This window comes from Mesorhizobium huakuii (assembly GCF_030160235.1).
In the GTDB taxonomy this organism is placed as follows: Bacteria; Pseudomonadota; Alphaproteobacteria; order Rhizobiales; family Rhizobiaceae; genus Mesorhizobium; species Mesorhizobium huakuii.
The window spans coordinates 44,663-68,958 of sequence record NZ_BSNY01000007.1; the positions used below are offsets into that span (position 1 = coordinate 44,663).

The following is a 24,296-nucleotide window of genomic DNA, read 5'->3' on the forward strand; positions in this document are numbered from 1 at the left end:
GGCGTGGCGCGCAGGATCACCGGACGGAGCCACGGCGATCCGCGCACCGCCGACACCAGGGCCAAGGTCAAGGACGACTACAGGCCTTCGCGCGACGAAATCCTGCGCTATATCGCCGAAAATCCCGATCGTGCCGGAAAGCGCGACATCGCCAAGGCTTTCGCGCTGCGCGGCGATGACCGCATCTGGCTGAAAGACATTCTGCGCGACCTGCAGGACGAAGGCGTGCTCACCAAGGAGCGCAAGCGGCTGGCCCGCGTCGGCGCCCTGCCCCATGTCGCCGTGCTCGACATTTTTGGCCGCGACGGCGACGGCATCTTGCTGGCGCATCCGGCGGAGTCCGTCGGCACGGGCGAGCCGCCTGTCGTCTCGATCCGCGTATCGCGCAGCGGCAACGGTCCGGCGCCGGGCATTGGCGACCGCGTGCTGGCCAAGACCTTTCCGACCGATGATCCGTCGGGCCCCGCCTATACCGGTCGGGTGATGAAGATCTTCGAGAAGCGCACCGATGCCGTTCTCGGCGTCTTTCGCGTGCTGCAGGACGGCACTTTCCGCATCGAACCGGTCGAACGCCGCCAGCCCGAACTGATCGTCGACAAGGAATTCCAGAACGGCGCCAGGAACGGCGATCTGGTCGAGGTCGAGCCGGCGCGGGCTTCCCGCTACGGGCTGCCGAGAGCCAAGGTGCTCAACGTGCTGGGCTCATTGACCAGCGAAAAGGCGGTGTCGATGATCGCCATCCACGCGCACGACATTCCGCATATCTTCCCGGCCGACGTCATCGCCGAATCCGAAGCCGTCAAGCCGGCAACGCTTGACCACCGCGAGGACTGGCGCGACCTGCCGCTCGTCACCATCGACCCGGCCGACGCCAAGGACCATGACGACGCGGTCTTCGCCACGCCCGACCTCGACGAAAAGAATCCGGGCGGCGTGATCGCCACCGTGGCGATCGCCGACGTTGCCGCCTATGTCCGCTATGGCACGGCGCTGGACCGCGAAGCCTTGAAGCGTGGCAATTCGGTGTATTTCCCGGACCGCGTCGTGCCGATGCTGCCCGAGCGTATTTCCAATGATCTCTGCTCGTTGCGCGAAGGCCAGGATCGCCCGGCCCTCGCCGTGCGCATGACCTTCTCGGCCGATGGCCACAAGATCCGCCACTCCTTCCACCGCGTGATGATGAAATCGGCGGCGAAGCTCGCCTATCCGCAGGCGCAGGCGGCCATCGACGGCGTGCCCGACGACAAGACCGGCCCGATCCTCGATACCGTGCTGAAACCGCTCTGGGATGCCTATGCGATCCTCAAGCGCGGTCGCGCCGGCCGCCAGCCGCTCGAACTCGACCTGCCGGAGCGCAAGATCATGCTCAAGCCGGACGGCACGGTCGATCGCGTCGTCGTGCCGGAACGGCTCGATGCCCATAAGCTGATCGAAGAATTCATGATCCAGGCCAATGTCGCCGCCGCCGAGACGCTGGAGGCGAAGAAGCAGGCGCTGGTCTACCGCGTGCATGACGCGCCGTCGCTCGCCAAGCAGGAATCGCTGCGCGAATTCCTGCAGACGCTCGGCCTGTCGCTGGCGCGCGGCTCGCAGATGCGGCCCAGCCAGTTCAACGGCATTCTCGAGCGCGTGCGCGGCGCCGACAATGAGGCGCTGGTCAACGAGGTTGTGCTGCGCTCGCAGAGCCAGGCCGAATATTCGCCCGGGAATATAGGCCATTTCGGCCTCAACCTCAGGCGCTACGCCCATTTCACCTCGCCGATCCGCCGCTATGCCGATTTGATCGTGCATCGCGGGCTTATTGCCGCACTTGGCCTCGGTCCGGGAGGACTGACGCAGGACGAAGCAGCTCGGCTCGAAGATGTTGCGACCCTGATCTCCGGCACGGAACGGCGTGCCATGGCGGCCGAGCGCGACACGGTCGACCGGCTGATTGCCGCTTATCTCGCCGAGCGCATCGACGACCGGTTCGACGCCCGCATCTCCGGCGTCACCAAATCAGGACTATTTGTCCAATTGCCGCAATATGGCGCCGATGGCTTCATCCCCGTGTCAACTCTGGGCGGCGATTACTATATATACGACGAAACGGCTCGCTCGCTCTTCGGAGAACGCTCAGGCAAAGGCTACCAGCTCGCGGACCATGTCGAGGTCCGGCTCGTCGAGGTGGCGCCGATGGCCGGCGCGATGCGCTTCGAGATGCTGACCGACCCAAAGCCCCTGCCAGGCTCTACCAGGTCGTTTCACAAGGCTAAGGGCCGCGCCCGTGCGTCGCAAACGCGACCGGGTTCGCGCGGCAGGAGATGATGATGCCAAAAGAATTAGGGATACAAGAACAGGTTTTCGGCGGCGAACATCACACGGGCCGGGTTGCCCGGCCTTTGTGGACAGCGATGAAGCGCGGCCTCTTGGGCCGCTGCCCGAACTGCGGCGAAGGCAAGCTGTTTCGCGGCTTCACCAAGACCGTCGAGACCTGCAGCGTCTGTGGCGAGGAAATCCATCACCATCGCGCCGACGACCTGCCGGCCTATCTGGTCATCGTCATTGTCGGCCACATCGTTCTCGGCGCCTTCATGGGCGTCGAAGCGACATCGACGCTTTCCACCTGGCAGCACATCCTCATCTGGGTGCCGCTGACCATCATCTTGTCGGTTGCCCTGCTGCAGCCTGTCAAAGGCGCCGTCATCGGACTGCAATGGGCGTTCTATATGCACGGATTCGGTGGCGAAAAGGATGGGGCGGGCTCCCACCACGGCGCCTGATGCGCCGCTGGCGCAACACGCCAATCGCTAAGGCCACTTTCGCATGCAAGAAGTTTCCGCTAGGTCCCTGCGCATGGAAGCAATGACCAAGGCGGATGTCGACAAGCTCGACCAGGGTCTTGCCGCACATGGCGGCCGGCCCCTGCGTCCGCGTGACGCCGCGACACTGATCCTACTCGACCGCAAGGGCGATGAGGTGCTTGTGCTGATGGGGCGCCGTCACGCCGGCCACGCCTTCATGCCTGGAAAATTCGTGTTTCCCGGCGGCCGTACCGATCCGGCCGACAGCCGCGTCGCCACGGCCACCGCATTGCATCGCGACGAGGAAGCGAAATTGCTGGCAGGTCCCGGCCGCACCAGTGCCGCGCGGGCCCGCGCTGTCGCCTTGTCCGCAATCCGCGAAACCTATGAGGAAGCCGGACTGCTCATCGGCGAGAGGGCGGCCTTTGCCTCCGACAAGCGTGACTGGCAAGGTTTTGTTGAACACGGCGTAAGGCCTTCGCTCGAAACGCTGCGCTTCATCGCGCGCGCCATCACTCCGCCCAACCGGGTGCGCCGCTTCGACACGCGCTTCTTCAGCGCCTGGCGCAGCGACGTCGCCGTCGAACTGCCGGGCGGTGGTCCGACCAACGAACTCGAGGAACTGGTCTGGCTGCCGCTTGCCAAGGCCAGGGAAGCCGACATACCCGACATCACCCGAATGATCCTGGACGAGCTGGAAAAGCGCCTCGCCCATGATCCGCTGCTGCATCCGGGCGGTCCCGTGCCGTTCTACCGGCTTGTCCGCAACCGCTTCACCCGCGAACCTCTGTAGAGCAATTCCAGGAAAGGCGTGACGCGGGTTTTCCGTCCAGAATTGCGTAAGATCAACGAGACAGAGTATTCAGCATCCCATGACGGTCGATACCCAACCACAGGGCGACGAACGCGTACACTGGCTGCCGATGGTGGCGGCGATCTCGTCGATCAGCGTCGTCGGCATCGCCATCGGCCTCGGCATGCCGCTGCTCAGCGTCATCCTGGAAACGCGCGGCCACTCGGCTTCGATGATCGGCCTCAACACCGCCGTCGCCGGCCTGGCCTCGATCGCCGGTGCGCCGCTGGCGACACCGCTCGCCATGCGCTTCGGCGTCGCCTGGACCATGATTGCCATGATTGCCACCGGCGCGCTGGCCTTCGTCGGCTTCCATTTCGCGCCGAACTTCTGGATGTGGTTCCCGCTGCGCATCGTGTTGCATATCGCGTTGACGGTGCTGTTCATCCTGTCGGAATTCTGGATCAGCACATCGGCGCCACCGCACCGGCGCGGGCTCGTCCTTGGCATCTACGCCACCGTCCTGTCGCTCGGTTTTGCCGCCGGACCGTGGCTGTTCGCCCATCTCGGCAGCTCCGGCTTCAGGCCGTTCGGCGTCATCATCGCGCTGGTCACGCTGGCCGCGATACCGGTGCTGGCCGCGCGCAACGAAAGCCCCTCCATCGTCGCCGATGGCGAAACCAGCAATTTCCTGCGCTACATCTGGCTGGTGCCGACCGCGACTTTTGCCGTGCTGGTGTTCGGCGCGGTCGAGACCGGCGGCTTCGCGCTGTTCCCGGTCTATGGCAACCGCATCGGCTATTCCGAAGCTGACGCCGCGTTGCTGCTGACCATGATTGGCCTTGGCAATGTGCTCCTGCAGATCCCGATCGGCATGATCAGCGACCGTGTTTCGGACAGGCGCTATCTGCTGCTCGCCTGCGCCACGGTTGGCCTTGCCGGCACGCTGTTCATGCCCTTCTTTGCGGCGAACTGGCACCTCATGGCAGCGCTTCTGTTCGTCTGGGGCGGTGTCGTCGCGGCCATGTATACGATCGGCCTCGCCCATCTCGGTTCGCAGCTCTCCGGTCACGAACTGGCGTCGGCCAATGCGGCCTTCGTGCTGTGCTACGGCGTCGGCATGGTGCTTGGCCCACAGGCGATCGGCATCGGCATGGACAGTTTCGGGCCTTCCGGCTTCGGCTGGTCGCTCGGCCTGTTCTTCGGCGCCTACATCGCCCTGGTCTGCTTCAGGCTGGTGCGCAAGATCCTTCTGTAGTGCGTCCGGGATGGATTCTGTTCCCGCGCGCGGCAGGCTGCTGACAGAACCATGTCAGCAGCCACGCGGTAAAAGAGTGTCCCAAAAACATCGGAAGTTGAGGACACTCCCATGATCGACAGCGGCTTTGAAACCACATCCCTGCGAATGACGCTTCTGTTGCTTGTGACCTTCCAGGCTCCGGCGGCGGATGTCGACCGCATCATGGACGCGGTGGTTGCGATTGCCCCGCTGGCGATGGGCAAATACGACCGCAACGCCTACCAGTCGGCGCACGGCATCGAGCGCTACAGGCCTCTCGATGGAGCCGCGGCCGGCGCCGAAACCGAATTGCGCTGCCGCCCGGGCACCGTAGAGGTTTCCTTCGAATTGCCTGACGACCAGGCGCTGGCCAGCCGTGTCGTCGAGGCGATTTTCCAGGCCCATTCGTACCAGGAGCCGGTGATCCGCATCCAGCCGATCCTCGCCAGCCGCTCCAAGGGGCTGGACGACCGTGCCAATCCGAATCGCTGGTGGAACACCACCGGCGACTGGAAAAAGATTGCGGCGCCGGAGACGGAAAACGCATGATTTGCGGCCGTAAGGCGGTTCTGCTGGGGCGGAGAAGCGCGGCCGGGCTTGACTTTCCAGGCACGTTCTTTATGTGTCGCGCCAAGTTTCCCGCGTCCGGGTGTTTTCCCGTGCTCCAGCGGCCAAAACCCCACGAACAAACGGACTGATACAATGGCCAAAGCCGCAAACATCAAGATCAAGCTTCTGTCGACCGCCGACACCGGTTTCTTCTACGTGACCAGCAAGAACAGCCGTACCAAGACCGACAAGCTGTCGTTCCGCAAGTACGATCCGGTCGCCAAGAAGCACGTCGAATTCAAGGAAACCAAGATCAAGTAATCTGGGTTTTTCCTATGCAAGCAAAAACGCCGCCCACCGGGCGGCGTTTTTGTTTGCATACAGATGCTGCAGGCCGGGTCCCCCGGCCGCTGATTTCCTTCAGCCGACGCGGTCACCGCTTTTCGGATCGAACAGATGCAGTGACGCCGGATCGGCCGCCAGCCGCACGGTGTCTCCAGGCTTCACGCCGGCGCGCCCCATGGCAAAGACGCAGAGCTGCTGGTTGGCCAGTTTGACGTAGAACTGCGTCGAAAGCCCGAGCGGCTCCACCACCACCACCTCGCCCTGCAGCGCGCCGTCATCGGCCAGTCTTATATGTTCGGGCCGTAGACCGATGGTGATCGCGTCGCCGTCCTTGAGCGGCAGGCCATCCGGCAGCCGCAGCTTCTGGCCGTCGGAAAGCACCGCGTCCACCTTTCCGCCCTTCGCCACCGTTGCCGGCAAAAAGTTCATGCCTGGTGAGCCGATGAAGCCGGCGACGAACATGTTGGCCGGGCGGTCATAGAGATCGAGCGGCGCACCGACCTGCTGGATCAGCCCGTCATGCATGACGACGATCCGGTCGGCCATGGTCATCGCTTCGATCTGATCGTGGGTGACGTAGACCGAGGTGGTCTTCAGCTGCTGGTGCAGCGCCTTGATCTCGGCGCGCATGTGCACGCGCAGCTTGGCGTCGAGGTTGGACAACGGCTCGTCGAACAGAAACACCTTGGGGTCGCGCACGATGGCGCGGCCCATGGCGACGCGCTGGCGCTGGCCGCCCGACAATTGCCGCGGCAAGCGTTGCAGGAATGTGTCCAAGCCCAGCCGCTTGGCTGCGCCATCCACCCGCGCGTCGATGGTGGACTTCTGCGCCTTCTTCAGGAGCAGGCTGAAGCCCATGTTCTTCGACACGTCCATATGCGGATAGAGCGCGTAGGACTGGAACACCATGGCGATGTCGCGGTCCTTGGGCGCCACATCATTGACCAGCCGCTCGCCGATACGGATCTCGCCGCCGGAAGCCTCCTCCAGCCCGGCGATCATGCGCAAGAGCGTGGACTTGCCGCAGCCGGACGGCCCGACCAGGACCACGAACTCACCATCGGCGATTTCAAGATCGACCGCATGCAGGACGCGGACGGCGCCATAGTCCTTGCGGACCTTATCGAGTGTAACAGAAGCCATCGATCTATCCTTTGACGGCGCCGGCGGTCAGGCCGGTGACGAGATAGCGTTGCAGGAAGGCGAAGAAGATGCAGACCGGGATCAGCGCCAGGATGGACGCCGCCATCATCTGCCCCCAGTCGACGGCGAACTTGCCGATGAAGGTGAGCAGGCCGACGGCGAAGGTCTTCTGGTCTTCGCTGGAGATCAGCATCAGCGCGAACAGAAGCTCGCTCCAGGCGGCGGTGAAGACGAAGCCGAGCGTCGCGCCCATGCCGGGCAGCGTCAGCGGCACGATGACCTTGCGCATTGCCTGCGCACGCGTGCAGCCGTCGATCATCGCTGCCTCTTCCAGGTCCTTCGGGATGCCGTCGAAGAAGGACTGCATCAGGAAGGTGGCAAAGGCGGTGTTGAAGGCGGTGTAGATGATGATCAACCCGGTCAGGCTGTTGATCAGGCCGATCTGACCCATGACGCGGTAGATCGGCGGAATGACCATGACCAGCGGGAAAGTCTGGGTCAAAAGCAGCATCAGCGCCAGCGCCGCCTTGCCGCGAAAAGTGAAGCGCGACATGGCGTAGCCGGCAAGCGTGGCGATGATCGTCACCAAGGCCGCCGTCGACACCGAGACGATGACGCTGTTGAGGAAATAGCGCGGGAAATCGGTGGCTTCGAGCACGGTGACGAAATTCTGCAACGTCATGTGCGATGGCCAGAAGGTGATGCCTTCGGAATAGAGAAGGCGCTCCGGCGTGACCGAAATCTTCAGTGTCCAGTAGATCGGGAACAAAGCGAAGACCACATAGGCCGCGATTGCCGCGTAGAGGCCAACGCCGCCGAAGAACCGTTGTGAGGTTGAGCGACCCGCGATCATCAGACGTGCCTCACCAGGGAGCGGCGGATGGCGATCAGCGCGATGGCATAGGCAATGAGCAGGACGAGCAACAGCACCGCCACCGCCGAGGCATAGCCCTTGTCCAGCGACTTGAAGGCGCTGACATAGATGTAGACCGGCACCGTGTTGGTCGAGCCGGCCGGTCCGCCTTCCGTCATGACGAAGATCAGGTCGGCGAAGGTGGCGATCCAGATGGTGCGCAGCATCACGGTGATGGCGATGGTCGGCGCCAGGAACGGCAGCGTCACCTTGGTGAAGCGTTGCCAGGGCGAAGCGCCGTCGATCGCCGCCGCCTCATGCAGTTCCGATGGAATGGATTTCAGCGCCGCCAAAAGCGTGATGGCGAAGAACGGAATGCCGAACCAGACATTGGCGACGATCGGCCCCCACATGGCGGTCGAAGGATCGGAGAGCACATTGGTCGGTTCAGCCTTCAGCCCCAGCGCGAACAACCAGTGCGGCAGCGGCCCGATGATCGGGTTGAACAGCCAGGCCCAGGTCAGGCCCGACAGGAAGGACGGCACCGCCCAGGGCAGGAACACCAGCGCCTGCACCAGCTTGCGACCCCGGAACGGCTTGTCGAGCAGCAGCGCCAGGCCAAGGCCGAGGAAGAACTGGAAGAACAGGCTGGCGACCGTCCACCAAAGCGTGTTGACCAGTGCCTGGCCCAGCACATGGTCCGACAGCATCGCCTGGTATTGGCCGAGCCCGACATATTCGGACTTGAAGGCCGAGAATTTGCGGAAGGAGTAGCTGATGCCGATGACCAGCGGCACCAGCAGCACCACGACCAGCAGGATGATCGCCGGGCTGAGATAGAGCCAGGGCTCGATGGCGGCGTGTGACAGCCGCTTTCGTCGCGGCTTGCCGGCGGATCGGATTTCGGACACGGCGTAGGTCATTGGCTGAGGAACGGCTCCCTGGAGCGGCGTCGGGGACAGCTTCCTTCTCCCGTAGCACTACGGGGAGAAGATGCGGCAGGCAGATGAGGGGCAGCGCGAAGCTATAGAGGCGTGGCGTCGCCCCTCATCCGTCCCTTCGGGACACCTTCTCCCCGTGTCACGGGGAGAAGGGAAAGGGGCGCTGCGCTTACTTCTTGTTCTTGGCCAGCCAGTCCTGTTGCTCTTTGGTCAGGAACGTGGCCCATGCGTCGGCCGCTTCCTTGGCGGTCTTCTGGCCAAGCAGCACTTCCTGGAAGTTCTTGATCGCCACCTGGTCGACGAAGTTGCCGAGGTTTTCCAGATGCGTCGGCGGCGTCACCATTTCATATTTGGAGGTGTCGCTGAGCTCCGTGAACCAGCCCTTGAACTGCTCGGTCTTGAAATGGGCATCCTGGTCGGCGCCTTTGTGAATCGGGACGACGCCGACTTCCTTGGCCCATTCCAGATTGTCCTTCGGTGACAGCAGCGTCGCCATCAACTTCCAAGCGTCGTCCTTGTGCTGCGAGTTGGCAAACATCGCCCAGCCGGCATAGCCCAACGTCGGATAGGACTTGCCGCTCGGCCCGACCGGCATCGGCGCCACCGCGAAGTCGTCGGCGCTCATCTTGTCGGCGATGCCGAGCAGCGCGTCCGGATCCTGGTTGAGCATGGCGCAGGTGCCGGAATAGAAGCCGGTGACGGTTTCGTTGAAGCCCCAGCTCACCGCATCTTTCGGCGCCAGCCCGTTCTTGTACATGTCGGCCAGCATCTGCAGGCCCTTGACCGAGCCCTCCTCGTTGATGGTCGAGGTGCCGTCCTCGTTGAAGTAACCGCCCTTGCCGGCCGCGATGTTCATGAACATGTGCATGCCGTTGAATGCACCGGGGCCGCCGCGCAGGCAGTAGCCGTATTTGCCCGGAATGGCGGAGATCTTCTTGGAATCGGCGACGAATTCGTCGAGCGTGGCCGGCGGGCCGTCGAGGCCGGCTTGCTTGAACAGCTTCTTGTTCCAGAACAGCGCATTCACATAGTAGCCGTAGGGGATCATGAACTGGGTGTTGTTGACCGTCGAGCCGAACTGCTTGGCGCGCTCGCCGAGCGTCTTGGCGTCATCCCATTTGGCCATGTAGGGACCGAGGTCCTCGAGCTGGGCGTTGTTGGCGTAGAGGCCCATCCAGCGTTCCGGCATCTCGACCACGTCGGGCGTGTCGCCGGCCTGCACCATGGTCAGGAACTTTTCGAAGGCCTGGCCCCAGGGCAGCGAGACCAGCTCGACCTTGACGCCGGGATTGGCCGCCTCGAATTCGGCGATCTGCTTTTTCAGGAATTCGGTGCGCGGCGGGCTGGTGATGACTTCGACCATCTTCAGGGTCGAATCGGCCAGCGCGCTCCCGGCTGAAATCGCCAGCCCCGCAACGGTGGCAAGCATGACGGTCAGTTTTTTCATGTTCAAGACTCCCATTTTGAACCCGCTTGTTATTTTCTGGCTTTTTCGAAGGCCTGGGCGATGTCGGCCCAGAGGTCTTCGACACTTTCCAATCCGACATTGAAGCGGATGGTTCGGGGGCTGACGCCGAAGCGCGCCATCGAATTCAGTCCCGGCGTCTGCTCCAGCGACGCCTTGGCCGGCACGACCAGGCTTTCATGCCCGCCCCAGCTGACGCCGATGCGGAAATATTTCAGCGCGTCGACGAAAACCGGGATGTCGATATCGTCCGTCACCTCGAAGGAGAACAGACCGGCATAGCCAGCCAGCGTCGCCTTGCCGGGGTGGTTCGAATAAACGGGATGGTTGACCCGCTCGACATTGGCATGCGCCTTCAGCCGTTCGGCAATGGTCAGGCCGCTCTTCATGTGGTGCGGCAGGCGCAGCGGCAGCGTGCGCAGGCCGCGCAGCAGCAGCCAGGCCTCGAACGGCGACAGCTTGCCGCCGAGATAGGAATAGGTCTGCTCGTTGATGTGCTTGATGTGCGCGGCCGAGCCCGCCACGACGCCCGCAACCGTATCGCTGTGGCCGCCGAGATATTTCGAGGCCGAGTGCAGCACCAGGTCGACACCATGCGAGATCGGCTTCTGGAACACCGGTGAGGCCCAGGAATTGTCGATCGTCGTGACGATACCCTGCTCTTTCGCCAGCCGCGCCAGATGCGCGATGTCCTGGAGCTCGAACATCATCGAGGTCGGGCTTTCCAGGTAGAGCAGCTTGGCGCCGGGAAGTGCCGCTGCCACCGCATCCGGATCGGAGCCGTCGACATAGTCGACCTTGATGTTGAGCCGCGGCAAAAGCCGCTCGAACAGCCGGTAGGCATCACCATAGCAATTGCGCACCGCCACGATGCGCTCGCCGGCGCCGACGAAGGCAAGCACGGTCGCGCTGATGGCGGCCATACCGCTGGAAAAGCCGCGCGCGGCCTCCGCACCCTCGAGTGCGGCGACGCGCGCCTCGAACTCCATAACCGTAGGATTGTCACCGCGCGAATAGATCGGCTGCTTTCGTTTGCCGGCAAATGTGTCGGCCATTTCGGCATAGTTGGCGAAGGTGAACAGCGAGGTCTGGTAGATCGGCGGCACGACCGCGCCGCCGGGGAACGGTTCGTCATGCGCCAGGAGCGTTGCCGCCTCGGCGAGATAATCGTGATCGAAACCGGTCGGATGCTCGTTCATGTCTGGCTCGAAAGTTTGAGTTTGGCCGCACCGCGCTTCAGATCGTCCTCGACGGTGGCGATCAGCTTGAGCGCCTCGGCGCGGGCGCCTTGCGGGTCGCGCGCGGCAATGCATTCGTAGATGGTGCGGTGATAGGGAAAGCTGGCGTGGCCGAAATCGCGCACACCGAGCGGATGCTCCCAGAAGCGATGGAACAGTTCGTGCATGGCGGCGATGATCTGCTCGAACAGCGGATTGCCGGAGACCCTGTAGATCGCCTGGTGGAACTCCCAGTCTTCTTCCGACGACATGCCGTCACGGGTACGGAAGGCCTGCTCCATGATGTCGAGCTTGCGCTTGATCTCGGCAATGTCCGCCGGGCTGGCGCGCTCGGCGCAAAGGGCCGCCGCCTCCGCTTCCAGGGCGCGGCGAATTTCAAGCGTATGCATCAGGCTGGTGAAGTCGTTGCCGCCTGCCAGCGTCAGCGGCATATGCAGCATGTCGGGTGAGACGGCCGCCTTGAGATAGGTACCGCTGCCTTGCCGGCGCTCGACCAGGCCAAGCCCTTCCCACCGCGTCAGCGCCTCGCGCACCGTGTTGCGGCTGACCTTCAGCCGCTCGGCCAGGATGCGTTCGGTCGGAAGCCGCTCGCCGGGCTGCAAGGCCTCGGCGCGAACAAAGCCCACCAACGCCTTCAGCACGGCGTCATCGCGCGCCGTCGTCTGAATGGGTGGCAGGCTGTTCTGGTCCACAAATCCTCCCCGATGCAAGTGGTCCAATGGTCCAACCAATTCTGCACGAGCGGAGAGACATGTCAACAGCCGAAACGAGGATGGGCCGAACGACACACCGTGGCGCCGTTCGGCCGTCAGTTCAGGCGGGGCTTCACGCCGGCGTGGCGGCCGCGCGCGTGGCGCTCCAGCGCGCGAACATCTCCTCGCGAATCCGCCTCGAACCCGCGAGCCGCTTCTTTGCTTCCGCCAGCACGGAAGGCAAAGCCTGTGCGGGCGTGCCCGATTGGAACGGAGGAGCCGGGGCATATTCGAGCGAGAGCTGCACCGTTTCGGCCTCGGACTGACCGAGAAGCCTGGCGACCAGCAAGAGGCCGAAATCGATCCCTGAAGTGACGCCGCCCGCGGTTATCAGGTTTCCGTCCTCGACAATTCGCTCGTCGACTGGAATGGCGTCGAACTCGGCGAGGAAATCATGCGCATACCAATGCGTCGTCGCCCGCTTGCCTTTGAGCAGACCCGCGGCACCGAGCACCAAGGCGCCGCTGCACACCGAGGTGATATAGCGCGCCTGAGCCGCGCGCTCCCGCACGAAATCGAGCACTGCCTCATCCTCCAGCAGCGGATTGACGCCGCCTCCACCCGGAATGCACAGCACATCGAGAGGCGGACAGTCATCGATGGTCACCGTTGGCTTGAGCGACAACCGTGTCGACGACATCACCGGATTGCGGTCCTTCCAGATCAATTCCACCTCGGCGCCCTTTGCCGATGCCAGGACCTCATAAGGGCCGGTGAGGTCGAGCTGCTGGACATTGGGGAAGACGAGGATGCCGAAACGAAGGGTCATGGAACTCTCCATAGGTTGACTTCAGCCAATCTAAGGCATCATGCTTTGGCACGATCGCCAATCATCCCTCGTTTCAAGCCAGATCGCCATGCGCCGTATCGAAATCCTTGCCTATCCCGACATCCAGCTCCTCGATGTCAGCGGGCCGCTTCAGGTTTTCTCCAGCGCCAACGACTTCAGGATGCAGGCCGGCGAACCGGCTCCCTACGATGTCGCGGTCGTCGCCGCCTCGCCGCGGATCAGGACATCGGCCGGTCTCGTGCTGGAGGCAGCGGCGCTGCCGGTGTTCGGTCTGGAGATCGACACGCTGATCGTGCCTGGCGGTTGGGGCGTCAACGCGGCGTGTGAGGATCCCGAACTCGTCCAATGGATAATCGGCCGCTCGCAGGACGCCACGCGAACGGCTTCCGTGTGCAGTGGCGCGATGCTTCTGGCGACGGCAGGGCTGCTCGACGGCCGGCGTGCGGTTACCCATTGGGGACGCTGTGCCGAGTTCGCGCGGCGCTTTCCGGAGGTCCGCCTCGAACCCGACCCGATCTTCATCCGTGACGGCAATGTCTGGACCTCCGCAGGTGTGACGGCCGGCATAGATCTCGCCCTTTCCTTCGTCGAGGCCGACCTTGGCCGGCGGGTGGCGCTTGCGGTGGCGCGCGAGCTGGTGGTGTTCCTGAAACGACCCGGTGGCCAGGCGCAGTTCAGCCAGACGCTCAAGCTGCAGCAGGGCGATGAACGCTTCGACCGGCTGCACGGCTGGATCCAGGACAATCTGGACGGCGACCTTTCGCTGCCGAACCTGGCGGAGCGCGCCAATATGAGCCCGCGCAGTTTCTCCAGGCACTATCGCGAGGCGACGGGCCGCACACCTGCGCGCGCGATCGAGGAGATCCGGATCGAGGCGGCGCGACGGATGCTGGAACGCGGGCAGGCCGTCAACCAGACGGCCCGCCGCTGCGGCTTCGGATCGGAAGAGACGATGCGGCGCGGCTTTCTACGCGTCCTCGGCACAAACCCGCGCGATTATCGCGAACGCTTCTAAAGCGTGGCGCTAACGCGCGGCAGGCGGCCCGAACCAGGTGGTCAGCGCCTCGGTCAGCCCCTGTTGGGTTCCGACCCCAACCCAGGCCACATAGCCATCGGGCCGGATCAGCACGGCGGCGGGCGCGGCGACCGTCCCGAGGACCGGCAACTCCCAGGCGCCGTCATATCCAGCTACGATCTGGCGGACCCGATCCGCCCAGGGCGCGATGTCCAGTCCGCCTGGTTCAGCAAGGTTGAGAAGCACGGGCCGGGCGTCATGCAGCAAGCTGAAGACCCGCGCTGGACCGCTGGCCGTGGCCAGGTCGAGGTCGGGCATTCGTCGCCCAAGCAGTGGATGTCCCACGCCGAGATCGTAATAGATGTCCAGACCGGACATCTCCGCGGCGATCCGTTTGCGCGGCTCATCCATGCCGAGCAGCTCGGTAAAGGTGTCGTTCAATGCCTTGGTGCTGGCATCCATGCGGCGAAGCGCAACCTGTGCCTTCGCGTTGCGCAGGACGCGAGCGGCGATCGGATGACGCTCGGCGTGATAACTGTCGAGAAGGCTCTCCGGTGAGGTTCCCTTGACCACCTGGGAGAGCTTCCACCCCAGATTGACCGCGTCCTGCACGCCGATATTAAGCCCCTGCCCGCCCATCGGCGGATGGACATGCGCGGCGTCACCGGCCAGCAGGACACGTCTGTCGCGGTAGGCGGCGGCTTGCCGTGTCAAGTCGGTGAAGCGGGAGATCCAGGTCGGACTGTGGACCCCGTAGTCGGTGCCATAGACGGCGACAAGCGCCTCGCTGAGATCGGCTAGCGTCGGTTCGCCGCCGACGGTCAATTGCCTCTCGGTCAGCACGATACCCACCCGGCCGCTTTCCTCGATCTTGCCTATCGCGTGAATTCCGTAGGCATCGCTGCGAAAGCCCAATGCCGGCTCCCCCGACATTTCGACCTCGGCGATCATCCAGCTCATCGTCGGATCCCATCCAGGAAACTCAATGCCCGCCGCCTTGCGGATCGTGCTGCGCCCGCCATCGCAGCCGACGAGGTATTGCGCCCGCAACCGTTGGCCTCCGGACAACTGCAGATGGACGCCGCCATCATCCTGCGTGAAACCGGTGACTTCCTGTCCGCGATGGATCGGCACCCCCAACTCGTTGATCCAGTCGGCCAATATCCGCTCGATGTGGTTTTGCCGCAGCGCCAGCAGATAGTTGTGCCGGCTGGGAAAATCGCTGATATCCAAACGGATCATGTGGAAGCCGACGGTCGGGAAGCTCTGGCCCTGCGAGACGAACCGGTCGGCAATTCCGCGCTGATCGAGGACCTCGATGGTGCGCGCGTGCAAGCCACCCGCGCGCAAGCCGATCAGCTGCTGGTCCGGGCGCCGCTCGACAATGGCAACATCGATGCCCGCCAAAGCGAGTTCCCCTGCCAGCATCAATCCTGTCGGACCGCCGCCGGCGATCACCACCGCATGCTCTGAAATCATCAATCGTCACTCCCGTTTTCGCGCCTGATCCGCGTGGTTTTTACGGGAGGAGCCGGGTCTTGCCGCAAGCCCCTTGTGCGCCATATGTATGAAATGGAAGGGGTACCTCCCGCGCGGATCGCTTTGGCCGGCCGAAAGCCGTGGATCGAAGACGGGAGCCCGGATTGCTCACAGGCAAAAAATCAGAGTCCTTCGTGCCTTGGCACGAAGTTCTGATGTTCTGTTTGGAGGAAGGGGGCCGGTCGGCGTTTGGCAGCGGTACGAGGAGGCCACTATGTGCCAGCGCCGGCCGGCCGACCCCACGGACCCAGGAGATGCGGCGGACCTGAGCATCATGGGGTATTCTAGGGATGGAGCCGGTTATCTACCCTCGTGCCGGCTTCGTCTTGGCCTGCACATTTGCTCAAGAGCTTATGAAAATCAACAGTTTCTTAACCAAGGCTCGCGAATCGCTTGGATTAAGGTAAATAGCTAACCTTGTTGGATTGACCGTGGAATCGGTCGCAGACGCTTACGCCGCCTTGGCTACGACGCGGTTGCGGCCGCCGCTCTTGGCTTCATAAAGCGCGAGATCGGCGCGCTTCATCAGCGCCGCCACCGTATCCACGCCCTTCAGCACCGACGACACGCCGACACTGACAGTGACCTCGATCGTCTTGCCGTCGGCACCAATGGCGAAAGGCTTCTGGGCGATTTCGGCGCGGATGCGTTCGGCCACTTTCTCGGCCACGGCGCCGTCGGTGTCCGGCATGACCACGACGAACTCCTCTCCGCCGAACCGGCAGGCAAGGTCGATACCCCTGACATTCTTGCGCAGCCGCCGGGCGAATTCCCGCAGCACCTCGTCGCCGCCATCATGGCCGTGCGCGTCATTGATCGACTTGAAGCGGTCGAGATCGGTGATCATCACCGACAGCGGCCGGCGCCGCGCCACGGCGCGGTCGAACAGCGTCTGCAGATGGCTGTCGAGGTAGCGGCGGTTGTGCAGCCCGGTCAGGCCGTCGGTCACCGCCATCTCGATGGTCTGGGTGACACTGGCGCGCAATTGGTCGTTGTAGCGCTTGCGGCGCACCTGGGTGCGCAGCCGCGCCGTCAGCTCTTGCTGGTCGATCGGCCGCATCAGATAGTCGTTGATGCCGAGTTCGAGGCCGCGGATGATGCGCTCCTCCTCGCCCTCGTCGGCCAAAAGGATGATCGGCACGAAACGGGTGCGGTCGAGCGAACGCAATTGCGAGCAGAGCCGAAGCGGATCGAAATCGGCGAAGGCCGTCGAGATCATCACGCATTCATAAGACGTCTCGGCGGCCTGGAAGAAGCCGGCATGCGGATCCCCGCTGACATCGAGGTCGGCGCGGTCGCGCAGCATCTTCTGGATGCGCTCGACAGACGATTTGCGCTCGTCGATCAACAGCACTTTCGGCGCCGTGTCCTCGGACGCGAAATTGCGGCTGAGCAGCTCTTCGATGCCGATGTTGCGCGTCGTCGAGGCACGCAGCCTGAGTTCGTCGGTGAGAGACTTCAACCGGACCAGGCTCTTGACGCGCGTCATCAGCTGCAGGTCGTTGACCGGCTTGGTCAGGAAATCGTCGGCGCCGGCCTCGAGCCCGCGCACGCGGTCGGAAACCTGGTCGAGCGCGGTGATCATCACCACCGGGATGTGCGATGTCGCAGGGTCGCTCTTCAGCCGGCGGCAGACCTCGAAGCCGTCCATGTCGGGCATCATTACGTCGAGCAGCACGACGTCGACCTTGCCGTTCTCGCAGGTCTCGATGGCATCGGGCCCGTTGGTGGCGGTCAGCACCTCGAAATATTCGGCCAGCAGCCGGACCTCCAGCAACCTCACATTGGCAGGGATGTCGTCGACGACGAGGATCCGCGCAGTCATTTCACAAGGCTCCGGCTCGGCTGGAAAGGTACATCAGGCATCGCCCAGGTAGGATTTGATGGTTTCAATGAAACGCGGCACCGAGATCGGCTTCGAAATATAGGCCTCGCAGCCGCCCTGGCGGATGCGTTCCTCGTCGCCTTTCATGGCGAAGGCGGTCACGGCGATGACCGGAATGACGTGCAGATCGTCATCTTCCTTCAGCCATTTGGTCACTTCCAGCCCCGACACTTCAGGCAGCTGGATGTCCATCAGGATAAGATCAGGCCGGTGTTGACGTGCCAAGTCCAGCGCCTCCAGACCATTGCGGGTGCGCACTGTCTCGTAACCGCTCGCTTCGATGAGGTCCCGAAAGAGCTTCATGTTGAGCTCATTGTCCTCGACGATCATGACCTTCTTAGGCATCGACATCCCGTCCCGGCCGCCCTTCCGCTCGAAGGTGGCCGTCATGCGCCCTGGTTGAACGCACCAAACCCTGCTTCACTATACGGCAATATGATTGACGAAACGGAAACCTCCGGGCCGCAAAGCAGCGCGAATTCCACCTCGCCTCCCTGCGCGTCCAAACGGCGCGCGGCGCTGTAAAGGCTTGCCGCAAGCAACTCTTGCCATTACTGCGGAAGAGACTCATTCCACGTACCGAAGGTAGTGATGGCAAACGCGGCGTCAATGCGCGAAGAGGCGGAAACCATTGCCGTGAAGGCGCTGGGCTTCGTCGCCTCCGATCCGGAGCTGTTGCCGCGCTTTCTGGCGATCACCGGAATAGAGGCGCATTCGATCCGCAAGGCCGCCGGCGAGCCGGGCTTTTTGGCCGGCGTCCTGCAGTTCATCCTTGCCCATGAGCCGACGCTGATGCGCTTTGCCGAGGAAACCGGCACGCCACCGGCCGCCGTCGGCAAGGCGTTGCGCGCGCTGCCGCTCGGCGACGACAACCATGAGCATTCGATATGAGCGATGATCCCGAGACCGCGCGCCAGATCGAGGAACTGGCCGCCGATACCCGGCCGCTGCTGGTGCTCGACGTCGACGACGTCGTGCTCGAATTCATCCGCCCCTTCCCGCATTTCCTCAAGTCGCGCGGCTATGGCCTGACATTGGCGTCCTTCCGGCTGACCGGCAACATTGCCGAAACGGCCAGTGGCCGCCTGATCGAACAGCCGGAAGTCACCGCACTTCTGGGCGATTTCTTCGACGCCCAGGCCGATTGGCAAAGCATCACCGACGGCGCGGCGGAAACCCTGGCAAGGCTTGACGACCGCGCGGAGATCATATTGCTGACAGCCATGCCGCACCGGCATCGCGCCGTGCGCCGCGCGCATCTGGATGCCTTGGGTCTAAACTATCCGCTGCTGACCACGGAAATGGCCAAGGGACCGGCAGTGGCCAGGCTGCGCGGCAAGACCGGCCGGCCGGTGGTCTTCGTCGACGATCAGCCGCACAATCTGGCCTCGGTGCGGGAATCGGTCGCCAACGCCAATCTTTTCCACCTGATGGCCGACAATTCGCTGCGTGCGTTCCTGCCGCCGGTCCCGGACGATGTCATTGTCGTCCAGGACTGGCACGAAGCCGGGCCGAAAATCGTCGGTGCGCTGGGGCTCTAAACGTTAAACGCAATTCCCGCGGGAAAAGCGCCATGCGCTTTACCCGGAATTGCTGGAAAGCCGAACCCTCAAGGATTCAGTTTCGCACCGGCCCCGCCATTGTCACCACCATCGCCACTATTGGCGTCGCCGCCGCCACTATTGGCACCGCCGCCATTGTCGCCGCCGCTGCTGTCGTCCGCGCCGTCACCGTCGTGGACGCTATCGTCCACCGCCGGATCGGCGGGTTTCAGCATGACGCCGTTGACAGTGACCGAGCCGTCGGCCTTCGTGCTGACAGCCCATTCCAGCCGGCCGTCCGGCAGTGTCTTGGCAAACCCCTTCACCATCAGGACGACAGGCACGTACTGGCCCAGCTCCGGCTCTGCCTTTGCCGCTTCCTGCAGATGCGCCATGATCTTGTCGAAGCCGGCGACATCGACGGTGAGATTTGCGTCGGGTTTCTGGCCGAAGCTCGTCATCTCGCCTTCCAGCGCGATCTCCATGTCCTTGTTCTTCACAACGCTGTGGCCGATCACGACCTTCGGCGCCTTGGCGAGGAAGTCGGCTTTGAGCTGGTCGCCGAACTCGGCCGACAGCGGCGGATCCTGATTGAGATCAAAGGCTTCGATCGCCTTCTTCGCCATGCTGTCGAGATCGATATTGGCGCCGCCGAAGTTCAGGTCGATATCGGTGGGCAGCAACGCCACGCTCCAGCTCGGCAAAAGCTGCTGCGGCACGGTCAGCCCCGATGCCTTGATGCCGTAGGTGACCTTGCCGCTCTGAGAAACGCCGTCGCTGCCGAACGCGGTGCTGAGCTGGGTTGCCCCGAAAGTGCCTATCGGGCTGTCGACCGCGAAATCCTTGAAGCCATAGGTGCCGTCGATACGCTCCCACACCGGCAGCGCCGCGCGCAGAAGCGACTTGAGCTGCGCCTGGTTTGCCTTCAGCGTCTTCTCGTCCTCATTGGCCACGGCAAATGCCAGGAGGTCGAGCAGCGGCCTCGTCTGCACGCCCTTGCCGGTGGCTTCCACCGACAGTTCCGGCGACTTGATGATGACCGGAAAATTCAGCCCGGCCTCGGGATCGTCAAGCTTGATCGCCTCGGCGAAATTCGAAATCTTTTGCGACATCGTGAAATCGACGCCGCCATTGGCAGCCTTGGTGGCGGCGATGGTCGCGGTGCCGGCACCCGTGCTGGCTTCCATCTGCTGCTTGGCATCCTTCGACGCCATCGTCATACCGGCCAGCGAACTGGCGCCGCTGATGAAGGCCGCCAGATTGGGATCATAGACGCCGGAACCTTTGCCGTCCTTGATCGAGAACTGCGTGCTTTGCAGCCCCTCTGGCCCGGTGAACTCGAAGGATCCGCTCTGCGAAAAATCCATCGAGACATCCCAGGTCCCGTCGCTGCGCGGCTTCACCAGCACGGCGTAGGGCGCGAAGTCGAGTTTTACCTTTCCCTGCTCGGGAAACGTCGCGGCAAGCGCCTTGAGATCGAACGTGACCTTGTAGGCGCTGCCTTCGACCGAAACCTTCAGGATGCCCTTGTCGAGCGCCTGTTTGCCGACGTAGCGGGACAGGTCATCGGACAATTGCTTCGCGCCCTTGCTGTCGACGGTCTGGCCGAAGGCGGGCGCGCTGAGGAGAAGCGCGGTAAAGGCAATTGGCAACATGCGGTTCACGGGAAGTCTCCGTTTGATCGAAAGGCAAAAATCGTTCGTGCTTCTGGTAGGGAAATACCATCACAACTGCAAGATGATGACAGTCAGGCAATCGGCTTCAGCACAAGCCGCATCAGCGGCCGGCCAGCCTTGCGCTCCACCAGCCTCTCGAACCCGGCTTTCTCGAACACCCCCGATGAGCCCACGAACAGGCCGATCGAGCGCGAGTCGCGCGACAGGTCGATCGGGCAGGCCTCGACGAGCCGTGCCCCGTTGCTGCGGGCGAAATCGATGCCGCCTTCGACGAGGCGATGCGTGATGCCCCGGCCCCGCGCCTTGGCTCGGATGAAGAAGCAGGAGATCGCCCAGACGGCCGGATCGGAAGCGTCGGCGGGGTCGATCGGCGCCGAGCCCCTGCCCTTGTTGTTCCATTCGGGCACGTCGGCGCGAGGCCCGATCTGCATCCAGCCGACCGCCTTACCATCCTCGAAGGCCAGCAGGCCGGGCGGCGGGCCTGCTTCGATGCGCGCCTTGATATGGTCCTTGTTGCGTTCGCGGCTGCTCTCGCGCCGCGCCGCCGGCGCCAACCGGAAATGCGTGCACCAGCAGCCGTAGCAGGCGCCTTGTTTGCCGAAGAGGTCCTCGAAATCTGGCCAGAACTCAGGCGCCAGCGGTACTATGGTCGTGCTCATATGGTTCTCCCCAGGCCAAGCTTGTCGCTGGCCCTGCACTGTCGTACCATTACCTCTGTTCTCTTTATGTTCGCAGTGATGGCGGCCCCTGTCAACAATCCCGATCACGGTTTTTGCCGTGACTGCCTGACGTTTCAGCGCGGTGAAACGCGCCGCTGCGAGCGCTGCGGCAGCCCTCGCCTTGCCCGCCATCCCGAGCTTTACCGGCTGCATCTGGCGCATATCGATTGCGACGCCTTCTACGCGGCGATCGAAAAGCGCGACAACCCGGCGCTCAAGGACAAGCCGCTGATCATTGGCGGCGGCAAGCGCGGCGTCGTGTCCACCGCGTGCTACATCGCCCGCATCCGGGGCGTGCGCTCCGCCATGCCGATGTTCAAGGCGCTCGAGGCCTGCCCCGAGGCGGTCGTGATCCCGCCCAACATGGAAAAATATGTGCGTGTCGGCCGTGAGGTGCGCGCCATGATGCAGGCGCTGACGCCGCTGGTCGAGCCGCTGTCGATCGACGAGGCGTTTCTCGACCTCGCCGGCACCGAACGGCTGCACGGCCTGCCGCCGGCCGTGGTGCTGGCGCGCTTCGCGCTGGCCGTCGAGAAGGAGATCGGCATCACCGTCTCGGCCGGTCTTTCCTACTGCAAGTTCCTCGCCAAGATCGCGTCGGACTTCCGCAAGCCGCGCGGCTTTTCGGTCATCGGCGAGGCCGAGGCGGTCGGCTTTCTGGCGACGCAGCCGGTGACCATGATCTGGGGCGTCGGCAAGGCGTTCAATGCCACGCTGGAACGCGATGGTATCCGCACCATCGGCCAGCTGCAGACGATGGAGCGTGGCGACCTGATGCGTCGCTACGGCGTGATGGGCGACCGGCTCTACCGGCTTTCGCGCGGTGAGGATGTCCGCCGAGTCGAGCCCGACCAGGACGCCAAGAGCGTATCGGCCGAAACCACCTTCGACACCGACATCGCGTCGCTGGACGAGCTGGTCTCGGTGTTGCGAGGGCTTTCGGAAAAGGTCTCGGCGCGGCTGAAGAAGTCAGGCATTGCCGGACGCACCGTGGTGCTGAAGCTGAAGACCCAGGATTTCAAGCTCCGCACGCGCAACCGCCAGCTCGGCGACCCGACAAGGCTCGCGGACCGTATCTTTCAGACCGGGGTAGAACTTCTTCGCAAGGAAACGGACGGAACGAAGTTTCGATTGCTCGGCATCGGCGTCAGCGACCTCTCCGACGACGACAAGGCCGACCCGCCCGATCTGGTCGACGTCCAGTCACGCAAACGCGCCATGGCCGAGGGCGCCATCGATGCGCTGCGCGACAAGTTCGGCCGCAAGGCGGTGGAGACCGGCTATACGTTCGGCAAGGGCCGCGACGCCCATCCGCCGGAACCGCTGGAAGACTGAGCTTGAATACCGGAAACCATCATTCGCGGGACGGCCTCACCTGAATATCGACACATCCGTCAGGTGCGCGTCAGATCGATCCGGCTCGTCACCACGTTCTTGCCGGTTTTCGGATCGGTATCGGTCACCGTCAGCCGGATGCCGTTCTCGCCTCGCTTCTCGACCGTCATCCGCGCCTTGCGATCGCCATTGACCTCCTGAGCCCAGCGGATGCCAAGATTGATCGCGTTGCCCGAACGGCTGCCGTTCAGCTGGGCCGGCCCGGTGCGGGACCCGACATAGACGCCGCTGTATTTCGCACCCGCGACGTTCAACTTGGCGCTGATGGCCCGCGTCACCAGAACCAGACCGCGGCAACTCCCATCCAGCGAGAGCGAGGTCGAGGTCGCGTTCGACTTGAAGCTGCAGGAAACACTGACGTTCGGCACATCCGTCGTCACCTGGACAGTGCCCTTGCCGGCAAAATCACCCTTGAACGACTGGAGAAATTTGGTCTCGTCGGCATGGGCCGTGCCTGCAGCGACCAAGAGACAGCCTGCAAGCGCAAATTGCGCGAATGGTCTCATCGAAGTTCTCCTTGTCGATGCTGAAGGCAAGATGCCCCCGCGCGAAGCTCGGCTGAATATCGGAACTCAACGTCCACCGCCCTGTCAGGTTCCGTTCGCGACATGACCGTTTTGCAACATCGCGTCATTGCAACTGGCCCAGAAGAATGGAGCGACTAGCGATTGCGGCAAACGCCCCGGCCTGCGAGATAGCTGCCATGGCACCCACCCCCTCGATCCCCAAGGCCGCGTTCTGGATGGCGCTGTCGATCAGCTCTTTCCTGGCGATGTCGGTCGCCGGCCGCGCCACCACAGCCGAACTCAACGTCTTCCAGGTGCTGGAACTGCGCTCGGTGATCGGCTTTTTCATCCTCTTGCCGCTGGTGCTGGCGAGCGGCGGCTTCGCGGCGATGCGGACGCAGCGTCCCCTCGCCCATATCGCCCGCAACGTCGTCCACTATAGCGGCCAGGCGGCTTGGCTCTACGCCTTGACGTTGATCCCGCTGGCGGTGCTGATCTCGATCGAATTCACCACGCCGATCTGGACGGCGATCCTTGCGGTGACTTTTCTCGGCGAAAGGCTGAGCCGGCCCAAACTGGCGGCAGTCGTGCTCGGCCTGATCGGCGTGGTGGTGATCGTCCGTCCAGGCGTCGACGCGGTCGATCCTGGACATCTGGTCGTGCTGGGCGCAGCGGTCTGTTTCGGCGTATCGCTGGTGCTGGTGAAATCGCTGACGCGCACCGACAGCGTCGTGCGCATCATTTTCTGGATGCTGATCATCCAGTCGGCGCTCGGCCTCGTCCCCGCCCTCTACGTGTGGCGCACCCCGTCGCTTGAGCTCTGGCCCTGGATCCTGCTGATCGCCTTCACCGGCATGTCGTCGCATTTCTGCATGGCCCGCGCGCTCACCTATGCCGACGCCACCGTCATTTCGCCTATGGATTTCCTGCGGGTGCCCTTGTCGGCGCTGGTCGGCTGGCTGCTCTATCACGAGCAGATCGACGCTTTCACCGCCGGTGGCGCGCTGCTGATCCTGATGGGCAATCTGCTCAACCTGCAGCGTAAGCCGGTGCCGCCGGCTGAAGTGGCGGCATCGTAGCGGTCAGCCG

The 24,296-nt window shown here is 63.5% G+C and carries 24 protein-coding genes; 11 read left to right on the forward strand and 13 right to left on the reverse strand.

Going from position 1 to position 24,296, the window contains the following annotated elements; genetic code table 11:
• The first annotated feature begins 3 nt into the window (after window positions 1–3).
• From rnr to rpmG, 6 genes are all read left to right on the forward strand, one after another.
• Entirely contained in the window at window positions 4–2,307 is a 2,304-nt protein-coding gene (gene rnr / locus QQK95_RS01550; protein ID WP_284268138.1) for a ribonuclease R, read from the forward strand.
• A gap of 2 nt (window positions 2,308–2,309) precedes the next feature.
• A complete protein-coding gene (locus tag QQK95_RS01555) occupies window positions 2,310–2,762 on the forward strand; it encodes a DUF983 domain-containing protein (RefSeq protein ID WP_284268140.1) in 453 nt (150 codons plus the stop codon).
• Between the two features lie 73 nt (window positions 2,763–2,835).
• Window positions 2,836–3,576 (forward strand): NUDIX hydrolase, encoded by a 741-nt coding sequence (locus tag QQK95_RS01560; protein WP_284268142.1) that lies wholly within the window; start codon window positions 2,836–2,838, stop codon window positions 3,574–3,576.
• Window positions 3,577–3,655: 79 nt separating this feature from the next.
• Window positions 3,656–4,834: an MFS transporter gene (locus tag QQK95_RS01565; protein WP_010909702.1), complete on the forward strand. Its 1,179-nt coding sequence runs from the start codon at window positions 3,656–3,658 to the stop codon at window positions 4,832–4,834.
• Window positions 4,835–4,945: 111 nt separating this feature from the next.
• Window positions 4,946–5,404 (forward strand): YqfO family protein, encoded by a 459-nt coding sequence (locus QQK95_RS01570; protein WP_284268145.1) that lies wholly within the window; start codon window positions 4,946–4,948, stop codon window positions 5,402–5,404.
• A gap of 153 nt (window positions 5,405–5,557) precedes the next feature.
• Complete coding sequence (gene rpmG / locus QQK95_RS01575; protein ID WP_006201775.1) at window positions 5,558–5,725, forward strand: 50S ribosomal protein L33; 168 nt, start codon at window positions 5,558–5,560, stop codon at window positions 5,723–5,725.
• Between the two features lie 99 nt (window positions 5,726–5,824).
• Here rpmG and QQK95_RS01580 read toward each other — a convergent pair whose 3' ends face one another.
• The 7 genes from QQK95_RS01580 to QQK95_RS01610 all read right to left on the reverse strand — a co-directional run bounded on the left by QQK95_RS01580 (window position 5,825) and on the right by QQK95_RS01610 (window position 12,910).
• Window positions 5,825–6,892, reverse strand: a complete 1,068-nt coding sequence (locus tag QQK95_RS01580) for an ABC transporter ATP-binding protein (protein ID WP_284268147.1) — start codon at window positions 6,890–6,892, stop codon at window positions 5,825–5,827.
• 4 nt (window positions 6,893–6,896) lie between these two features.
• On the reverse strand, window positions 6,897–7,745 hold the full coding sequence (locus tag QQK95_RS01585; RefSeq protein WP_284268149.1) for a carbohydrate ABC transporter permease: 849 nt from the start codon (window positions 7,743–7,745) through the stop codon (window positions 6,897–6,899).
• Window positions 7,745–8,668, reverse strand: a complete 924-nt coding sequence (locus QQK95_RS01590; RefSeq protein WP_284268151.1) for a carbohydrate ABC transporter permease — start codon at window positions 8,666–8,668, stop codon at window positions 7,745–7,747. The genes QQK95_RS01585 and QQK95_RS01590 overlap by 1 nt, the downstream gene beginning before the upstream one ends.
• Window positions 8,669–8,855: 187 nt before the next feature.
• The gene (locus tag QQK95_RS01595) at window positions 8,856–10,133 is read right to left on the reverse strand and encodes an ABC transporter substrate-binding protein (RefSeq protein WP_284268153.1); all 1,278 of its coding nucleotides are present in this window, start codon (window positions 10,131–10,133) and stop codon (window positions 8,856–8,858) included.
• A gap of 29 nt (window positions 10,134–10,162) precedes the next feature.
• Window positions 10,163–11,350 (reverse strand): PLP-dependent transferase, encoded by a 1,188-nt coding sequence (locus QQK95_RS01600; protein ID WP_284268155.1) that lies wholly within the window; start codon window positions 11,348–11,350, stop codon window positions 10,163–10,165.
• A complete protein-coding gene (locus QQK95_RS01605) occupies window positions 11,347–12,081 on the reverse strand; it encodes a FadR/GntR family transcriptional regulator (protein ID WP_199643474.1) in 735 nt (244 codons plus the stop codon). Before QQK95_RS01605 ends, QQK95_RS01600 begins: the two co-directional genes overlap by 4 nt.
• 133 nt (window positions 12,082–12,214) lie before the next feature.
• Complete coding sequence (locus QQK95_RS01610; protein WP_284268160.1) at window positions 12,215–12,910, reverse strand: DJ-1/PfpI family protein; 696 nt, start codon at window positions 12,908–12,910, stop codon at window positions 12,215–12,217.
• A gap of 88 nt (window positions 12,911–12,998) precedes the next feature.
• Between QQK95_RS01610 and QQK95_RS01615 the strand changes: the two genes are divergently transcribed.
• Window positions 12,999–13,946, forward strand: a complete 948-nt coding sequence (locus QQK95_RS01615) for a GlxA family transcriptional regulator (protein ID WP_284268161.1) — start codon at window positions 12,999–13,001, stop codon at window positions 13,944–13,946.
• 9 nt (window positions 13,947–13,955) lie between these two features.
• Here QQK95_RS01615 and QQK95_RS01620 read toward each other — a convergent pair whose 3' ends face one another.
• The 3 genes from QQK95_RS01620 to QQK95_RS01630 form a co-directional block, all read right to left on the reverse strand.
• On the reverse strand, window positions 13,956–15,425 hold the full coding sequence (locus tag QQK95_RS01620; RefSeq protein WP_284268162.1) for an FAD-dependent monooxygenase: 1,470 nt from the start codon (window positions 15,423–15,425) through the stop codon (window positions 13,956–13,958).
• A gap of 511 nt (window positions 15,426–15,936) precedes the next feature.
• A complete protein-coding gene (locus QQK95_RS01625; protein ID WP_284268163.1) occupies window positions 15,937–17,310 on the reverse strand; it encodes a PleD family two-component system response regulator in 1,374 nt (457 codons plus the stop codon).
• A 33-nt stretch (window positions 17,311–17,343) separates the two neighbouring features.
• Window positions 17,344–17,715 carry a response regulator gene (locus tag QQK95_RS01630; RefSeq protein WP_006334976.1) on the reverse strand — a complete coding sequence of 124 codons (372 nt, stop codon included), beginning with the start codon at window positions 17,713–17,715 and terminating at the stop codon, window positions 17,344–17,346.
• 246 nt (window positions 17,716–17,961) lie between these two features.
• Between QQK95_RS01630 and QQK95_RS01635 the strand changes: the two genes are divergently transcribed.
• Together QQK95_RS01635 and QQK95_RS01640 are read left to right on the forward strand one after the other, a co-directional pair.
• Window positions 17,962–18,261, forward strand: coding sequence for a DUF3572 domain-containing protein (locus QQK95_RS01635; protein WP_027052046.1), 300 nt, complete (start codon window positions 17,962–17,964; stop codon window positions 18,259–18,261).
• Window positions 18,258–18,911: a hypothetical protein gene (locus tag QQK95_RS01640; RefSeq protein ID WP_284268179.1), complete on the forward strand. Its 654-nt coding sequence runs from the start codon at window positions 18,258–18,260 to the stop codon at window positions 18,909–18,911. The genes QQK95_RS01635 and QQK95_RS01640 overlap by 4 nt, the downstream gene beginning before the upstream one ends.
• A 68-nt stretch (window positions 18,912–18,979) precedes the next feature.
• Here the strand turns inward: QQK95_RS01640 and QQK95_RS01645 are convergent, their stop codons facing one another.
• On the reverse strand, window positions 18,980–20,566 hold the full coding sequence (locus QQK95_RS01645) for a hypothetical protein (protein WP_284268321.1): 1,587 nt from the start codon (window positions 20,564–20,566) through the stop codon (window positions 18,980–18,982).
• 92 nt (window positions 20,567–20,658) lie between these two features.
• The gene (locus tag QQK95_RS01650; protein WP_284268181.1) at window positions 20,659–21,246 is read right to left on the reverse strand and encodes a GNAT family N-acetyltransferase; all 588 of its coding nucleotides are present in this window, start codon (window positions 21,244–21,246) and stop codon (window positions 20,659–20,661) included.
• A gap of 66 nt (window positions 21,247–21,312) precedes the next feature.
• Here QQK95_RS01650 and QQK95_RS01655 point away from each other — a divergent pair, with 66 nt between their 5' ends.
• Window positions 21,313–22,641 (forward strand): DNA polymerase IV, encoded by a 1,329-nt coding sequence (locus tag QQK95_RS01655; protein WP_284268183.1) that lies wholly within the window; start codon window positions 21,313–21,315, stop codon window positions 22,639–22,641.
• A gap of 59 nt (window positions 22,642–22,700) precedes the next feature.
• Here the strand turns inward: QQK95_RS01655 and QQK95_RS01660 are convergent, their stop codons facing one another.
• Complete coding sequence (locus QQK95_RS01660) at window positions 22,701–23,207, reverse strand: hypothetical protein (protein WP_284268185.1); 507 nt, start codon at window positions 23,205–23,207, stop codon at window positions 22,701–22,703.
• Between the two features lie 197 nt (window positions 23,208–23,404).
• Between QQK95_RS01660 and QQK95_RS01665 the strand changes: the two genes are divergently transcribed.
• Window positions 23,405–24,286 (forward strand): DMT family transporter, encoded by an 882-nt coding sequence (locus QQK95_RS01665; RefSeq protein ID WP_284268187.1) that lies wholly within the window; start codon window positions 23,405–23,407, stop codon window positions 24,284–24,286.
• Window positions 24,287–24,296 lie beyond the last annotated feature (10 nt).

Bases quoted from the DNA above. Each gene is read 5' to 3' on its own strand.
- QQK95_RS01595 (WP_284268153.1), bottom strand. From the start codon at position 10,133: ATGAAAAAACTGACCGTCATGCTTGCCACCGTTGCGGGGCTGGCGATT.
- QQK95_RS01635 (WP_027052046.1), top strand. From the start codon at position 17,962: ATGGCAAACGCGGCGTCAATGCGCGAAGAGGCGGAAACCATTGCCGTG.
- QQK95_RS01590 (WP_284268151.1), bottom strand. From the start codon at position 8,668: ATGACCTACGCCGTGTCCGAAATCCGATCCGCCGGCAAGCCGCGACGA.
- QQK95_RS01585 (WP_284268149.1), bottom strand. From the start codon at position 7,745: ATGATCGCGGGTCGCTCAACCTCACAACGGTTCTTCGGCGGCGTTGGC.
- QQK95_RS01640 (WP_284268179.1), top strand. From the start codon at position 18,258: ATGAGCGATGATCCCGAGACCGCGCGCCAGATCGAGGAACTGGCCGCC.
- QQK95_RS01600 (WP_284268155.1), bottom strand. From the start codon at position 11,350: ATGAACGAGCATCCGACCGGTTTCGATCACGATTATCTCGCCGAGGCG.
- QQK95_RS01610 (WP_284268160.1), bottom strand. From the start codon at position 12,910: ATGACCCTTCGTTTCGGCATCCTCGTCTTCCCCAATGTCCAGCAGCTC.
- QQK95_RS01655 (WP_284268183.1), top strand. From the start codon at position 21,313: ATGTTCGCAGTGATGGCGGCCCCTGTCAACAATCCCGATCACGGTTTT.
- QQK95_RS01570 (WP_284268145.1), top strand. From the start codon at position 4,946: ATGATCGACAGCGGCTTTGAAACCACATCCCTGCGAATGACGCTTCTG.
- QQK95_RS01660 (WP_284268185.1), bottom strand. From the start codon at position 23,207: ATGAGACCATTCGCGCAATTTGCGCTTGCAGGCTGTCTCTTGGTCGCT.
- QQK95_RS01625 (WP_284268163.1), bottom strand. From the start codon at position 17,310: ATGACTGCGCGGATCCTCGTCGTCGACGACATCCCTGCCAATGTGAGG.
- QQK95_RS01620 (WP_284268162.1), bottom strand. From the start codon at position 15,425: ATGATTTCAGAGCATGCGGTGGTGATCGCCGGCGGCGGTCCGACAGGA.
- QQK95_RS01615 (WP_284268161.1), top strand. From the start codon at position 12,999: ATGCGCCGTATCGAAATCCTTGCCTATCCCGACATCCAGCTCCTCGAT.
- rpmG (WP_006201775.1), top strand. From the start codon at position 5,558: ATGGCCAAAGCCGCAAACATCAAGATCAAGCTTCTGTCGACCGCCGAC.
- QQK95_RS01645 (WP_284268321.1), bottom strand. From the start codon at position 20,566: ATGTTGCCAATTGCCTTTACCGCGCTTCTCCTCAGCGCGCCCGCCTTC.
- QQK95_RS01665 (WP_284268187.1), top strand. From the start codon at position 23,405: ATGGCACCCACCCCCTCGATCCCCAAGGCCGCGTTCTGGATGGCGCTG.
- QQK95_RS01555 (WP_284268140.1), top strand. From the start codon at position 2,310: ATGCCAAAAGAATTAGGGATACAAGAACAGGTTTTCGGCGGCGAACAT.
- QQK95_RS01565 (WP_010909702.1), top strand. From the start codon at position 3,656: ATGACGGTCGATACCCAACCACAGGGCGACGAACGCGTACACTGGCTG.
- QQK95_RS01580 (WP_284268147.1), bottom strand. From the start codon at position 6,892: ATGGCTTCTGTTACACTCGATAAGGTCCGCAAGGACTATGGCGCCGTC.
- QQK95_RS01630 (WP_006334976.1), bottom strand. From the start codon at position 17,715: ATGCCTAAGAAGGTCATGATCGTCGAGGACAATGAGCTCAACATGAAG.
- QQK95_RS01560 (WP_284268142.1), top strand. From the start codon at position 2,836: ATGGAAGCAATGACCAAGGCGGATGTCGACAAGCTCGACCAGGGTCTT.
- QQK95_RS01650 (WP_284268181.1), bottom strand. From the start codon at position 21,246: ATGAGCACGACCATAGTACCGCTGGCGCCTGAGTTCTGGCCAGATTTC.